Genomic DNA, 14,419 nt, shown 5'->3' on the forward strand with positions numbered 1-14,419 from the left:
TAGCACCCCGCAAACCGTGCCGATTAGTGAGGCAAGAGCGCTAATAAAGATTAGACAACTACAAAATTGTTTGCGCTTAGTGACAATCCAGCAGATAATTGTGCAAATTTTACCTGAGTAAACCCAGATGCACTGCCATCTTGGTCAAAGAACAGTCCACCTGTACCGCTGTTGTAGATAAATCGCTGATCGCTAGTGCTTGCAGATGTTCCAATAGTAAACTGACTTGTCCCAAGTGAACCTGATGATAATCCCTCATCAAAATCATAAGTCGATAGCTGAATTAGTTCATTAGTGGCGTTAAAGTCATAAATAGTATCAACACCTTTGCGGTAACTATTGAAGGCAAAGGTATCAATACCATCTTCTCCATAGAGGGTATCATTACCAAACTCACCTGTCAGAATATCATTGCCAAAACCACCATAAAGGGTATTATTGCCCAGAGAGCTAGCAATCAACCTATCGTTACCTGCACCACCAATAATTGTATCATTGCCACTAATGCCCCCATCTATCATATCATTGCTATTGTTCCCCACAATGTTGTCATCGTAATTTGTACCCCAGATATCTAATCGTTCGATATTCTTGTAGGTAACCTGATTCGTGCCTGCTGTAATTGATCCAGTGTTAGTAGTAGCATTGAATGCCGAAGTGATTCCTCCGTTAGCACTCTGGTAATTAATAAACAACAGATCGTCACCCTTACCCCCGTCTATGGTATCTTTGCCATTGCCCGCAGAGAGCGTATCATTCCCATTGTTCCCCACAATATTGTCATTGTAATCTGTACCTTTGATATCTAATCGTTCGATATTTTTGTAGCTAACCTGATTCGTGCCTACTGTAATTGATCCAGTGTTAGTAGTAGCATTGAAACTTGTTGTAATTCCATTGCTGTAGCTGCTGTAATTGACGGACAATAAATCGTCACCCTTACCCCCGTCTATGGTATCTTTGCCATAGCCGGCAGAGAGGGTATCGTTGCCATTGGTTCCCACAATATTGTCATCGTAGGCTGTACCAATGAGATTTAATCGTTCGATATTCTTGTAGCTAACTCGATTCGTACCCGCTGTAATTGATCCAGTGTTAGTAGTAGCATTGTAAGTCGTTGTGATTCCTTTGGTAGCCCCGGCATAATCGACGGACAACAAATCGTCACCTTTGCCGCCATCGATCGTATCTTTGCCATAGTCGGCAGAGAGGGTATCGTTGCCATTGGTTCCCACAATATTGTCATCGTAGGCTGTACCAATGAGATTTAATCGTTCGATATTCTTGTAGCTAACTCGATTCGTATCTGCTGTAATTGATCCAATGTTAGTAGTAGCATTGTAAGTCGTTGTGATTCCTTTGGTAGCATTTCTGTAATTGACAGACAACAAATCATCATCTTTACCCCCATCTACCGTTTGAGTTACTAAAGAAGAGGGGACAATATCTACTAGGGCAGTTACATAGAATGAATCATTGCCATCGCCTCCAGAGAGCAGATTATTGCCTTCTGAATTGTCAACATCCAAGTAATCATCACCAATACCACCGTTGAGAGTGTTATTACCTGTTGTATAACGAGCATCTAAGTAATCATCTCCAGCATCACCGTTGAGGGTGTTATTGCCTGTGCCATAATATCTTTTAAAAAAACCTCCTCCTCCACCATCGGAGAAGCCAGAAACGGAGAGAGAATCATTACCCGTGCCACCAGAGAGCAGATTATTACCTGTTGAATAATCAACATATAAGCGATCATCTCCAGCATCACCGTTGAAGGTGTTATTGCCTGCTGAATAATTAGCATAAAAAAAGTCGTTACCAGCACCACCGTTGAGGGTGTTATTGCCTATTATTGGATTGCCAAATGAAAATGAGCCTCGGTACTCGTTGTAGTCACCAGAGGCAAAGAGATAATCATTCCCGTCACCACTAGAGAGCAGGTTATTGCCTTCTGAATAGTTAACATTTAAATAATCATCCCCAGCACCACCAATAAGTGAGTTATTCCCCGCGTCACCAATGAGCGTGTCATTGCCTACACCACCAATCAGAGTATCATTGCCTACACCACCCCTGAGAATGTCATTGCCACTTAAGCCATCGATTTTGTCATTACCGCCCTGACCATTGACGACATCATTTGAGTTATCTAAACCCGTAATATTGTTGGATAGGTCATTGAGGAAAGTCACCGTGTTCTTGATACCCAGGTTCGTTTCAGTAGAGTTGGCATCCAGGACATTAAAATTGTCTGTGATGCTAGTTTGCCCATCAAACAGGATATTGCCAATCGCTGGTGTTGCTCCAGAAGCTTTTAGGTTCTCCAGGTTTTCTAAATTAAAGTTTTGCAGGATGACTTTAGCATCAGATACATCTACATCTTCAAAGGTGATTTCCAGATTGCTGCCATTCTGAGTGAGCAGCAAATTTTGAGCAGTAAAACCTGAACCATCAAATTTTATGATATCCACTTCGGCAATGACTGCTGCCGATGGAGTTACGCCTTTACCTATGCCACCAAAATCGCTGATAATATCAGTGCCGCGATAGAAGTCGTAAACAAATGTATCCTTGCCGCCTCCACCAGTCAAAGTATCGTCACCTGCCTTACCGTTAATGGTGTCCGCGAACTTGCTGCCTAATAGAGTATCATTCTCGTCGCTTCCAATTATATTTGCCATAACATTTGCCTACCTAAATCGATTTTTTCACGTTTCTTCAGTTGTCAACTTGCTATTTATGCTATTTCTCAGACACAAAAATTTGCCTCAAGGGTGACATTTTCGGCATACTTTACTGTGCTAACTGTGATACTTACCCAATTTTTGGTTTAGTTAGGAGTTTTGGTTCACCAAAACCGTTGTATTTAACAGAAGTTGATTCAGGAATTATGCAAGAGCAGTTAAAAATTTCTTCTAACAAAATAGTAGAAAAACAACCTAACGCCATCTGCGACGCAGCAATTAGATTCGGTGAATCCACGATTGCAGTGATCGCTCTTCTATAAACTGCGATCGCCTGTATCAGTTTTTTCTACAGAATACTAAGCGATCGCTTAAGCCGCTTTGCATCTGCATCTACGCACTCCCTAACAAACTGGAGCGGTTTCATTTGTGACGGGAGCGGTCTCAATACGGTTCGGTTAAGCTCAAAACCAGGTAGACTAAGGTTTGTCACCCAAGTGTACTGATGTTGAATGCAACTCAAAGAATTCTCACTAATTTCACCAGCAATTGAATCAGGTACAGTACTCAAAGCTTTAGAAACAACCATCCCAGCAGAGGCAATTTCTAAAGCGATCGCAGACACACAGTAATGAGGAATGGAAGCGAGCCTTACCAACGCATTTGGTAATTTGCCTAGTGATTGCAATGAGCGTGAAGTTATTCAGGAAATTTATGGCTGGCTGCTCGGTCATTGGGCTGTGCGTTCGCTTATGTTTCAAGTTGCCGAATCTACTCATACTTCCCCTAAAAGATTAAGTTTTACGGGGACACTGAACATCGTCCGTCGCGCTGTTCCTAAATTTCAGCGACTTCAACCAGAAGAATTTCCTTTTTTTTCACCTGGCTTGTAAGAGAGATTTTGGATGAGCAGATACCAGAACCGGAAGGTAGAAGCAATCTTCGTGTGGTCAAAAAACTAGAGCCGTCCGCCGCTTGCCATAGGGGTAAAGTGGGACAGCAGCCCAGAATGGCCATGACCAATCTTTTGGGTGGCTCAAAGGATACATTCCTTGGTGTTGTAGTTCTACCCTCGACTTAGATCCAGGTGATATCATCGTTGTTTCATTATTCAGGTTGATGACAGACTGCTTCAATATTATGCCCGTCTGGATCAAGAACGAAAGCAGCATAGTAGTTAGGATGATACTGAGTGCGAAAACCGGGCGCACCATTGTCTCGTCCACCAGCAGCTAAAGCTGCGTTGTAAAATGCCTCAACAGCAGCATGGTTATGAACTTTAAATGCTATTGAACTCTTACAGAACCCGGATTACCAAGACTCAGCCAGAATTCAGCTTCTGGCGGCTGACCGAAACCAGCAATATCGGTACTTCCAGTGGTAGGCGCTGAATACTCTACAATGAGTGAGAGTCCAACTGGTTCTAATGCCGCAGTATAAAAGGACTTGCTTCGCTCAAAATCACTCACAACGACACCAGTGTGATCAATCATAATTGACCTTCGCTTTTGAGGTGAATTGAAATTAGATTAGTACAATTGACCTAATTATTCAACTCTTAATTGAGATCATGGAGAATAGAAAAAACGTGTGACGGTACGTGTTGCTCCAAAGGCTATGCCTCAGTTACGCTATGCCAGATACCTTGCCCAAATAGAACAGAATGACTCGCCCGATGCCGACTCATTAATTCTGACAACATCTGCTCAAGAATATCTTCCATAATTTCTTCGTCTAGGAAGTGCAGAGTTGGTGGCCCACCAAGAAATTCTTTAATAGTAATTTTTTGTTCTCTAAACTACTTGACAAAATCCCGAATCTGAGAAACAACATTTATTTGATTGTCTATCATTTCTACCATCAAAGCTATAGCATCAATGCCTTTCCAGTATTGCCAATGGCTCCACTAGAGAAGCCCCCAGTGGAGTGAGTGAATATTCGACTCTTGGGGGGACGGATAGATAGACCTCTCTCTCAACTAACCCATAGCGCTCTAAATTTCGCAGGCTCTGAATCAGCATTTTCGGCGAGACACCAACAATCTGTTGTTTGAGTTGTCCATATCGCTTTTTGCCTTGAGTTAACGCATAAACGATCAAAACTGTCCATTTATTGGCAATGATTTCTAGCATTTGATGAGCAGCGCATCTGGTGTCAAACAGATTCATCTTGGCAATCCGTTCAAGCGCTGGTTGAGGCAAGTAGGTCAATTGAGAATCATTAGAATCAGGATTTAGAGCCATGTTTACCAAAAAGTAACTATTGCACCAATGTGTAAATTCTTGCGGACAGATGTACTGCAATGATACGTTGCAAATCTAGATTACTGCGGGAAAACAAGATGATGAAAGCGCTAGTCATTGACCAATTTGGCGGTTCAAATATTTTTAGAGAAGCAGATTTGCCGATTCCTTTAATTCTTCCTCACCATGTCCTAATTCGAGTGGCTGCGACAAGTATCAATCCAGTTGATTTGAAGATCCGACAAGGGCTTGTGGCGGATATTACTCCTGTCTTTCCAGCCGTTTTGCATGGAGATGTAGCAGGAACAATCAAAGCAGTTGGAGTAGGAGTTAATGATTTCCAGGTTGGGGATGAAGTTTACGCTTGTGCTGGCGGCGTGAAAGGTTTGGGTGGAGCCTTGGCAGAATATATGTTGGTTGATGCTAACTTGGTTGCTCATAAGCCAGTATCTATCACAATGGCAGAAGCGGCTGCACTTCCCTTAGTTTCAATTACAGCTTGGGAAGGACTGATTGATCGCGCCAAGATTCAGCCAGGGCAAAAGGTTTTAGTTTATGGAGCGACTGGGGGTGTAGGTCATATAGCCGTTCAACTGATAAAGTGGGCAGGAGCAACGGTATTCGCCTTGGTCTCTAGTAATGAGAAAGGGATAATCGCTCGTCGGTTGGGTGCAGATGTGATCATCAACTATCAGCAACAACCTGTTGAAGAATTTGTGGCAGAGCATACGGATGGGGAGGGTTTTGACGTGGTGTTTGATACAGTTGGTAACGACAATCTTCAGAATGCCTTCAAAGCAGCAAAGCTCAACGGAACAATTGTTTCCATTGTTTCGCTATCTCATCAAGATTTAACTTTACTGCATCTAAAAGGGTTAACGCTGCATCTAGTTTTTATGCTGATTCCCATGCTGTTTGGTAGAGGTCGCGCCCATCATGGAGAGATTTTGTCAAAGTTGGCTCAATTGGTGGATGAAGGCAAGGTACATCCACATCTGGATAAAATCTTCAGCATGGCTGAAATTGCTTCTGCCCATCAATACGCTGAGTCAGGTCAAGCAATTGGGAAAATTGTGCTGACACAATCATTCAATCTTTAGCTTTTCTCCAAAAAAGTTCAAAACACTTTGAGCCGCCCCATCTAATATTAGAGGGGATTAACTGTGATATTGTTTCAAAGAATATGGAACCGAATTTAGAGGATGTTTTAAAAGTGGAGGGCTGTTGTAAGAAAACTCACAAGGCTTAAGCTGAAATTTGTATAAGAATCAGCACCTCGTGAGCGAATGACTAAAGCATATCCTAGCAACTTGACATGGGAGCAGTGGGAATTAATCGCACAAGAGTTTCCACAAGCAAAACCAGGCGGTCGAAAGCGTACTGTAGCGTTGTTTACTGTCGTCAATGCCATTCTTTACGTGTTATGCCAGGGATGTACATGGCGAGCCTTACCAGGTGATTTTCCAGCATGGTCAACCGTTTATGGCTATTTTTGGAGATGGAGTAAAGATGGTACGTGGTTAAAGATTCACGATAAACTTTACCAGTGGGTTCGGGTTGATGCGGGACGTGAACCTAGTCCAACAGATACGCAGCTGTTGACAGTCAATCAGTGGAAACAGCAACTATGATTTCAATCGATGTAGGTTATGACGCAGGTAAAAAGATACACGGGCGTAAACGACATTTGACTGTTGATCTACTAGGGCTAGTTTTACGGGTTTTGCGCAGTATCTGCTAGCCTCCCAGAGCGACAAGGAGCAAAACTTGTCCTTAAACGAGTTCATGACACAGGTAATCAGATAAAACGATTGAATATCATTTGGATGGATGGAGGATACCGAGGAGAAGAATTTATGCGGTGGGTGATGGATATGTTTCGGTGGATTGTTGAAATCGTACTCCGACCCTTGGAACAAAAGGGTTTTACCATATTACCAAAGCGTTGGGTTGTGGAGCGCACTTTTGGCTGGCTTAATTGGTGTCGGCGTTTGAGTAAGGATTATGAACGTCTTCCTGAAACCTCAGAGACATTCATCTATATTGCCATGATTCGTATTATGCTCAGACGACTTGCATGATTTTTGACTGGTTCCAACTTTTAAAACATCCTCTTAGTCACAGATCCAAAGATACTGAATGTTTTGAACCAACTTATACAACGGGAGCCAATTTTTCATCGTCCAGAGTTGGGGACGAGACGTGCCGACTTTGAGCGGATGACAGAAGCCACATTTTGGGAAGTAGGTGCTTCGGGTCGGCGTTACAGTCGGCAGTATGTGTTGGATGAGATGGAGAAGCGTTATGCCAGCCCAGAGGAAGACACATGGCAGACTCGTGACTTTCATTGCCTTGAGATTGCCGCCGAAAACTACCTTGTAACCTATACCCTGATTCAGGGTACTCGCATTACCCGACGCTCAACGATCTGGCGACAGACACCGCAGGGTTGGAAGATTGTGTATCACCAAGGAACTGTGGTAGAAAATGCCTGAATAGAATGTTTACACTATGTATCGATACAAGTTCTCGATTATTTTAAGCGCATAATGCACTATGTCGAGCAACAAGATTCGATAAAACTGCTATTAACTCATCTGGATCAAATGGTTTTGTTAGGTACGTAGAAAAACCTGCATTTAGAACCAGAGAATGCGTTTCATCTGACGTACACGTTGTCAAAGCTATGGCGGGAATTTCCTTGATTTTTTGAGTAAGATTTCTAATTTGGCGAATTAGCGAATAACCATCCTCAACGGGCATCTGGATATCGCAGATAAGAATGTTCGCTTCCAATAGCTTGATTGCATTGAAAGCTTCATAGGCTGAAGTTACAACCGTTACTTGTACATTATATTGTTCAAGGATGAACTGAATTAATTCCAGGTGATCCGCATTGTCATCTACTACTAACACCCGTAATCCTTTCAAAGTTTGTAGATAATTCATCATTAATTAGTAAATTTTTTGGCTATGAAGCTTGCTCACAATTTAGCTGCTTTATATCAGCTTAACATTATGACATCTACCATAAGGCATAAACTTAAAACCTTTCTTAAGGTAGTAGACCAAGCTTATACAAGTGTTATTTAAACATTAAAGCTCAGTTAAGGTTAAAAGTAGTCAAGGCGTATTTTGCCGTCACGCGTCGTCTGAAAATCATATTTCAAAAAACTCTTTTGTCACTTTATTATTAGAGGACTGTAAGCGTGATCGCGCTTACGAAGATACTGCTTGCTGCGTAAGCGCTCCACTAACTTCTACTCCCGAAATGAAATCGATCAACACTGCCCTCAATGCCAGCCGATGACGTATTAATTAAATTGCCAAAGTGCAACTGATAACTTAGTTATTTTCAAGTATCTAAAGATAGTTACATTATAAGATTTATTCAATAACACTATCTTTAGATAGATATTTTATCTACCTGGGTCTTTTTTTTTCATAAGCTCATGAAAGCTATTTGCAGGCGATGTTCCGTGATAGTTATGAAAAGCATTTCTGTTTGTTCCCAGAGATAAATTTCTCAATATTTATCTAAATATAGGCGCACACTAAATCTTTGAGATCCCAATGCATACCCAGGAATCAACCAATTATTTTGCCGAAGTAAAAATTGGTCAGACTTATCGTGTTTTAGTAGCAGAAAGCGAAGAGTTAAGCCGAAAAATGCTAGATGTAGCATTATCGGAAGAAGGTTATGAGGTAATCACAGTAACAAGTGGGAGGGCGACAATAGAATGTTTGACTTCACTTGAAACTAACTCAGAAAAGCCTGCGTTTGACTTAATTGTTCTTGACTTAATGTTATCTGATATAAATGGATTAAATATTTGCCGTTTACTACGTGAGCAAGGAATTTTAGTACCGATTTTGATGCTGAGTGCTAAAAATAGTGAAACTGATTGTGTTTTAGGGTTAGAAGTAGGAGCAGATGATTACTTAACAAAACCGTTCGGAATGCGGGAGCTAGTGGCACGTTCCCGGGCATTACTGCGTCGGCAATGGTTAATGAAATTGCCGCCAATACAAGTATTAGTATACAAAGATATCACACTGATACCGCAAGAGTGTTGTGTTCTGCTTCGGGGTGAACAGGTGAATTTAGCTCCGAAAGAGTTCCGTTTACTAGAAATGTTTATGAGTTATACACAGCGGGTATGGACACGACAACAGATAGTAGACAAAATTTGGGGAGAAGACTTTTTTGGAGATACTAAAACAGTTGATGTTCACATTCGATGGTTGCGTGAGAAGTTAGAGGTAGATCCAAGTCGTCCTGAATACATTGTGACTGTAAGAGGTTTTGGTTATCGATTTGGATAAAACCAATACTACATTCCATTGATTAAAAATTAAGCCATCCATTCCACTCAATCGGGAGCAGATGCAAGCAACTGACCAAATTTTTCTGATTCAACTAGAAGCAAAAAGTTGGGTACAAGCAATATGAGCTACTAAATACTTGAGAGAACAACTGATCACAATTCTCACTGCCAGAAAGGATGCCATTGTCAACTCCACTAACGAGAAGATCATTAGTTGATGCACTTGTAATAGCCCCTATAAAATTATTAGTACCGCCAGTAATGTTTCCATCAATGTTAGGGTTGACAGTTCCTAGCCCTAGATTATCTGGAATCACTTAGGTAAAACAAATTGACGTAGCCAACGCTTGAATCGTGTTGACAACGCATCATCTCAATTTGCCCAATAATTTGCTCTTCTTTCCAAACGTGTACACAACTGCTAAGGTCGTTTTGCTCCCCCACACCTGGGCATCGGTTTTGGCAAGCCAGTCAATCTCTTCCTTTGGTGGTGCAATTTTGGCAGGTGGTACTTACACTGATGTATAAAAATAAACTGTAAATTAGATTATTGTTATATGTTGCTGAGTATATCTTCTTTAGGTTAATACGTGTCATGAAGGGACGCTCTACTGTGATTGGGTACGGTAGGGTGTTTTTTTTTGGCGATCGCTTCCATCGGACGGTTACGCCATCACGATCTGGCCAAAACAGACTACAGGCGATGGCAATTCGCCAACAGTCAAAAAGCTAGTGGGAGCGTAGGCGCTCAAATTGACATTAGTAATTCTCGGCTAAAGCTTGGCATTATAGCGGTAAGATTGCAAAGTTGATTAAGGAGCAACAGTCATGAGTTTAATGGCAGGAAAGGTTGCGATTGTTACTGGTGCGAGTTCTGGGATTGGTCGTGCAACTGCTCTAGCTTTTGGCAAAGAAGGAGCAAAAGTAGTTGTCGTTGCCCGTCGTGAGGCTCAGGGAGAGGAAACCGTTCATTTGATCCATGAAGCAGGCAGTGAGGCAGTGTTTGTCAAAGCCGATGTCATGCAAGCAGTTGATATTGAAGCGATGGTAAAAAAAGCAATCGAAACTTACGGTTGCCTCGACTATGCATTTAACAATGCTGGTTCGGGAACTTCTGGCAAAATTGCTGACTTATCTGAAGCAGATTGGGATCTTGAGATTAATGCCAATCTCAAATCAGTTTGGCTATCAATGAAGTACGAAATTCCTGCGATGCAGCAATCAGGAGGTGGAGCGATCGTCAACATTTCTTCTCAGGGGGCATTGGTTGGTGTTGCTAATTACGGAGCCTATGGGGCTGCCAAAGCAGGTGTAATTGCCCTCTCCCGTGCGGCTGCGGCTGAGTACTCTGCGGATCGAATTCGGATTAACACGATTAGTCCGGGTGCTGTGAAAACGGAACTATGGGCAGCTGCTCCCCCCGAAATGTTGGATCAAGTTGCAGCAGGTATTCCGTTGCAACGGATTGGGGCACCAGAAGATATTGCCTCGGCAGTCGTTTGGCTGTGTTCCGATGGTGCTGCATTTGTAACTGGACATAACTTGGTAGTTGATGGCGGATTTACAGCCGTTCAGAAATAGCCCGATACTTTAAAAAGCATTATCTACAAAGAGGATCAGGGATGATGGAAACGCCAGATGAAAAGGAAACTGGACGCATCGAAGCATTTAGCGATAGAGTCTTTGCGATCGCGATCACGCTATTAGTGTTGGAAATAAAAGTCCTGCACCCCTAAGTTTAGCCATTTGTGCTAACAAACCAGTTCCGGCACTTGGCTCCAGCACCAAATCAGTAGCTTGTATAAATCCTGCTTTGGCTACCAGATAAGCAAGCGGCAGAGGGGTGGAGAATTGCTGAAGCTGTACTGACTCTTCACTACGGCGAGTATGCGTTGGGCAGAGGGCTACTAACTTTTCTAATTCCAATAATACTGTTAGCGGCGACTCTAATAAAAGCTTGTAACCTTTTTGACGCAGATATAATATTTGCGCCACTTCCACTGCCTCGTAAGCATCTTTCCACTGCCATGCGCCCTCTGCTGCCGTGCCGTGAAAGTGGCGATTCATCTGGGCTTGAACAGTTTTCGTAGAGAGGGGGCGATTCTCAAGTAGTGGTTTCAAAAGTTCTTGAGCGGCGCTTAATATTGATTGCCCATAATCTAATATTGTTTGGAAGTCGAACAGAAAACCTTGGGTGAAAAGTTGCTGTACCATTGCATGACTCACAATATTATTTTTTCACTTTTGCTATGGCGAAGCCTTCCTCTTACTAATAAATGAGGCAATTACTTGCCTCATTTAAACCTTTGAAGGCTCAGATATTTATTCTTCGGTGATCGGACGAGAATTAAAAAGCGATTAACCAGCTTTACGCGGTCTACCTGGCTTGCGCTGGTCTGAAGAATTTACATCAGCCTTTTTAGTTTTCGGGGAATTGTTGGCAGAATTGTTAGCTTTATTGGAACCTCTCATAATTGGAAACAGATTGTTACTGCTATAAGAATTCTTCGGATTGGCGCTGCTCTCGTTGCGAGCGCCCTTGCCTACACCCAGGTAAAAAGCCGCCAGAATAGATATAAGAGAGTTGTCTAAACAATTGCTAATTGGTAATACTCGCGCTACGAAGAAACTTATTTCTCGCTAAATAGAGGTTTGTTAGAAGGAGAAGACTGTGCGGAGTGTACCTGTCAGGATTGTGCCATTGACGCTTTGATTAGCTGGATTTGTAATCACTTGAAACACAGGTGTGACACGGATATTGTTATTAATTGGAAAATTGTAGAAAGCCTCGAAATTCGTTTGCGTCAAATCTCCTATTTCACTTGCGATAAACGGCTGACCTACAGCTATGCCTGCCAGAGCATTTTCAACGAATAGATCAGGAAAAGCGACACCCCCCATCTAATAACTAGGCTTTAAATCACCAAAGGCAGTATTGGCGTAGCTACCGGAACCGTAGCGTCCAAAAACAGCAAAACGGTCTGAAAGGGTCAATTCCAAGTTGGCTCCAAAGACATCAAACTTTCCTCCTAAAATACTACCGCCTGTATATTGCAAGCGTAGTGCAAACATTCTAGAAGGAGCGTATTCTAGCTCAATGATTCCTTGATAAGGATCGCCAAACAGCCCTCCTTCTCCTCGTCCGTTGGGATAAAGAATGTATCCCAGTGGGAAAATACCAGGAACTGGAGAAGAACTCTCTATTCTCGATCGACTGGCAGATGCCGCCACATAAGCAGCTCGCGCCGTAAATGCGCCTTCATTTGGATTCCACCTGAGAGCAGCACCCGCTCCTAGCCCTTGAACTGGAAAAAGAATATAGTTATTTACCAATGCTTGCGTAGAGAAGTCTAGAAAACTGACATTTGCATAGCGGTTGATGTCTACATAGTCAGTCAGACTGATGACTGGGCCTAGGGAAAGCGTCAAATCCTCGGATGGAGAAAAGGTATAATTCAGACGGGACACGCCAAACTCTTCAACGAGCGGTTTGGCTGAATAATCTAAAACGCTACCAAGACTGGGTTCTAATAATCCTGCTGCATTGTCGTCTGCCCCATTGCTGCCAATTTCTAGCCAGAGTTCTAGTGCATCTGTTCCATTAAAACTTGTAGTCAAGTCTAGGGTAGCTCGGTAAAGGAATGTAGGATTTGGATCTGTTGTCGCAATTTCTCTACCTGTGACATCAACAATGCGATCGCCACTATAGTCTCCCTCAGTGACTCCAAATACAACTATTCCTGACAATGTGGTGGTTGCCCTGAACTTGTTAGCTTCCAACTCAGCAGTTCGGGCTGCCAATCCATGTACACGTTCTTGTAATGTGCTTAGTTCACCAGAAAACTCTTCTTGAAGTTGTTGTAATGTCTCTAAATCATCACGAGATATTCGTGAACCAGTTCCTTGAGCAATTTGTTCGCTGATTTGTTTAAGTGTTACGTTCAATGCTAATGCAAATTCGTAGCGAGTCATTGCTTGCTCGCCCCGAAAAGTTTGGTCTGGATAGCCTGTAAGAATATCATATCGAGCGATCAAAGATTGAAGCACCTGAAATGCCCAATGTGCAGGTTGAAGATCATTTAATTGATTTACTGAAGTCACTTGTCCTTGTAGCATTGCGCCTGATTCTTGGGGAATACTTTCAGGAATTAGCTGGGTAATTGAAGTTGGAGTAAGAGGAGAAAGTTTTTCCTTAACAGTCTCGGCTAAGGTAGGAGTTGCATGATTTAGGATGAGGAAGCTCAAAAGACTCAAACAACTTATTATATGAAAATCTGCAAACCAATAATTTTGCATACTTCAGCAGTAGATTTTAGAAGGATTAACGCTTACGTCCAAGCGTGAGTGCTGCTAAAAGCAACGAGCAACATAAAACCATCCCGGCGGCATTAGCCAAACGATGTTGCGATTCATAATCATTGAAAAGATAGAGAGCAAGACATTAAGGCAATACAGAACTTAGTCGCTCGATTCAGATGCAGGTAGTAGATTGCCAGGTTTCTACAATTTGTTGGATGGCTTCATGAGCAGTTGCGATCGCTCTTTTCCGTTCATCAGCCCCCATTGCCAGATTTTCGGTATGGATAAACGTGACATCAGCTACACCAATAAAGTCAAACACTGCCCGCAAGTAAGGCTCTTGAAAATCAAGTGGTTCGCCTGCATAACTTCCGCCTCGTGTTGTAATTACCAGCGCTTTTTTATCGTTCAACAGTCCTTCGTAACCATCAGCACCCACCACAAACGTCCGTCTGACTCTCACAATCTGATCGATGTATGCTTTGAAACTGGCAGGTACACTGTAGTTGTACATAGGAATGCCAAAGATATAGAGGTTCGCCGCCAGCAGTTCAGCAATCAATTCATCAGAAATCATTAAGGCAGATTCTAATGCTGGAGTGAGTTGAGCCGGGGGGCAAAACGCAGCAGCAATCCAGGCTTCATCGAGCGTGGGTACTGGATAATGTCCTAAATCGCGATAGATGACAGGAACATCTGGATGCATTTGTTTCCACAAGGTCACAAATTGCTGGGTTAAGGAGCGTGAAATAGAGCGCTCGCCGCGTGGGCTAGAATCAAGGTGCAAAAGTTTCATAGATTAATCCTCTTAAAACCTGTTTGTAGAGTCAAAAGAACAATTACATCAAGTGTTGTATGAGTA

General features: G+C 42.5%; 16 protein-coding genes and 3 pseudogenes. 10 read left to right on the forward strand and 9 right to left on the reverse strand.

Annotated features, from left to right (window positions below; genetic code table 11):
• Positions 1 to 50: 50 nt before the first annotated feature.
• Positions 51 to 2,684, reverse strand: a complete 2,634-nt coding sequence (locus RMY27_RS05495) for a calcium-binding protein (protein ID WP_322661153.1) — start codon at positions 2,682 to 2,684, stop codon at positions 51 to 53.
• A 41-nt stretch (positions 2,685 to 2,725) separates the two neighbouring features.
• On the opposite strand from RMY27_RS05495, the gene RMY27_RS05500 reads away from it, so the two are divergent.
• Both RMY27_RS05500 and RMY27_RS05505 read left to right on the forward strand, forming a co-directional pair.
• Entirely contained in the window at positions 2,726 to 3,010 is a 285-nt protein-coding gene (locus tag RMY27_RS05500; RefSeq protein WP_322661155.1) for a hypothetical protein, read from the forward strand.
• A 369-nt stretch (positions 3,011 to 3,379) separates the two neighbouring features.
• Positions 3,380 to 3,580, forward strand: a pseudogene (locus RMY27_RS05505) (IS4 family transposase); the annotation flags it as partial.
• A gap of 57 nt (positions 3,581 to 3,637) precedes the next feature.
• Here the strand turns inward: RMY27_RS05505 and RMY27_RS05510 are convergent.
• Entirely contained in the window at positions 3,638 to 3,901 is a 264-nt protein-coding gene (locus RMY27_RS05510) for a hypothetical protein (RefSeq protein WP_322661157.1), read from the reverse strand.
• 72 nt (positions 3,902 to 3,973) lie between these two features.
• Complete coding sequence (locus RMY27_RS05515) at positions 3,974 to 4,180, reverse strand: VOC family protein (protein WP_322661158.1); 207 nt, start codon at positions 4,178 to 4,180, stop codon at positions 3,974 to 3,976.
• Between the two features lie 97 nt (positions 4,181 to 4,277).
• On the opposite strand from RMY27_RS05515, the gene RMY27_RS05520 reads away from it, so the two are divergent.
• The gene (locus tag RMY27_RS05520) at positions 4,278 to 4,412 is read left to right on the forward strand and encodes a hypothetical protein (protein ID WP_322661160.1); all 135 of its coding nucleotides are present in this window, start codon (positions 4,278 to 4,280) and stop codon (positions 4,410 to 4,412) included.
• Between the two features lie 149 nt (positions 4,413 to 4,561).
• On the opposite strand, the gene RMY27_RS05525 is transcribed toward RMY27_RS05520, so the two are convergent.
• A complete protein-coding gene (locus RMY27_RS05525; RefSeq protein WP_322661162.1) occupies positions 4,562 to 4,930 on the reverse strand; it encodes a helix-turn-helix domain-containing protein in 369 nt (122 codons plus the stop codon).
• A gap of 98 nt (positions 4,931 to 5,028) precedes the next feature.
• On the opposite strand from RMY27_RS05525, the gene RMY27_RS05530 reads away from it, so the two are divergent.
• From RMY27_RS05530 to RMY27_RS05540, 3 genes and pseudogenes are all read left to right on the forward strand, one after another.
• A complete protein-coding gene (locus tag RMY27_RS05530; RefSeq protein ID WP_322661164.1) occupies positions 5,029 to 6,030 on the forward strand; it encodes a zinc-dependent alcohol dehydrogenase family protein in 1,002 nt (333 codons plus the stop codon).
• A gap of 186 nt (positions 6,031 to 6,216) precedes the next feature.
• Positions 6,217 to 7,011, forward strand: a pseudogene (locus RMY27_RS05535) (IS5 family transposase).
• 63 nt (positions 7,012 to 7,074) lie between these two features.
• The gene (locus tag RMY27_RS05540; RefSeq protein WP_322661166.1) at positions 7,075 to 7,425 is read left to right on the forward strand and encodes a hypothetical protein; all 351 of its coding nucleotides are present in this window, start codon (positions 7,075 to 7,077) and stop codon (positions 7,423 to 7,425) included.
• A gap of 43 nt (positions 7,426 to 7,468) precedes the next feature.
• Here the strand turns inward: RMY27_RS05540 and RMY27_RS05545 are convergent, their stop codons facing one another.
• Complete coding sequence (locus RMY27_RS05545; protein ID WP_322661167.1) at positions 7,469 to 7,882, reverse strand: response regulator; 414 nt, start codon at positions 7,880 to 7,882, stop codon at positions 7,469 to 7,471.
• Between the two features lie 621 nt (positions 7,883 to 8,503).
• On the opposite strand from RMY27_RS05545, the gene RMY27_RS05550 reads away from it, so the two are divergent.
• From RMY27_RS05550 to RMY27_RS05565, 4 genes and pseudogenes are all read left to right on the forward strand, one after another.
• Positions 8,504 to 9,256, forward strand: a complete 753-nt coding sequence (locus tag RMY27_RS05550) for a response regulator transcription factor (protein ID WP_322661169.1) — start codon at positions 8,504 to 8,506, stop codon at positions 9,254 to 9,256.
• A 643-nt stretch (positions 9,257 to 9,899) separates the two neighbouring features.
• Positions 9,900 to 10,070 carry a hypothetical protein gene (locus RMY27_RS05555; RefSeq protein ID WP_322661171.1) on the forward strand — a complete coding sequence of 57 codons (171 nt, stop codon included), beginning with the start codon at positions 9,900 to 9,902 and terminating at the stop codon, positions 10,068 to 10,070.
• 16 nt (positions 10,071 to 10,086) lie between these two features.
• Entirely contained in the window at positions 10,087 to 10,839 is a 753-nt protein-coding gene (locus RMY27_RS05560; RefSeq protein ID WP_322661173.1) for a glucose 1-dehydrogenase, read from the forward strand.
• Between the two features lie 41 nt (positions 10,840 to 10,880).
• A pseudogene (locus RMY27_RS05565) lies at positions 10,881 to 10,982 on the forward strand (TMEM175 family protein); the annotation flags it as partial.
• Here RMY27_RS05565 and RMY27_RS05570 read toward each other — a convergent pair.
• The 4 genes from RMY27_RS05570 to RMY27_RS05585 form a co-directional block, all read right to left on the reverse strand.
• Positions 10,954 to 11,472 carry a hypothetical protein gene (locus RMY27_RS05570; RefSeq protein ID WP_322661175.1) on the reverse strand — a complete coding sequence of 173 codons (519 nt, stop codon included), beginning with the start codon at positions 11,470 to 11,472 and terminating at the stop codon, positions 10,954 to 10,956. The pseudogene RMY27_RS05565 and the gene RMY27_RS05570 sit on opposite strands and share 29 nt — an antisense overlap.
• Before the next feature lie 441 nt (positions 11,473 to 11,913).
• Entirely contained in the window at positions 11,914 to 12,159 is a 246-nt protein-coding gene (locus tag RMY27_RS05575; protein ID WP_322661177.1) for a carbohydrate porin, read from the reverse strand.
• On the reverse strand, positions 12,160 to 13,503 hold the full coding sequence (locus tag RMY27_RS05580) for an iron uptake porin (protein WP_322661178.1): 1,344 nt from the start codon (positions 13,501 to 13,503) through the stop codon (positions 12,160 to 12,162).
• 226 nt (positions 13,504 to 13,729) lie between these two features.
• Positions 13,730 to 14,353, reverse strand: a complete 624-nt coding sequence (locus tag RMY27_RS05585) for an FMN-dependent NADH-azoreductase (RefSeq protein WP_322661180.1) — start codon at positions 14,351 to 14,353, stop codon at positions 13,730 to 13,732.
• Positions 14,354 to 14,419 lie beyond the last annotated feature (66 nt).

Source organism: Nostoc sp. DedQUE09 (assembly GCF_034530915.1).
Classification (GTDB): domain Bacteria; phylum Cyanobacteriota; class Cyanobacteriia; order Cyanobacteriales; family Nostocaceae; genus Nostoc.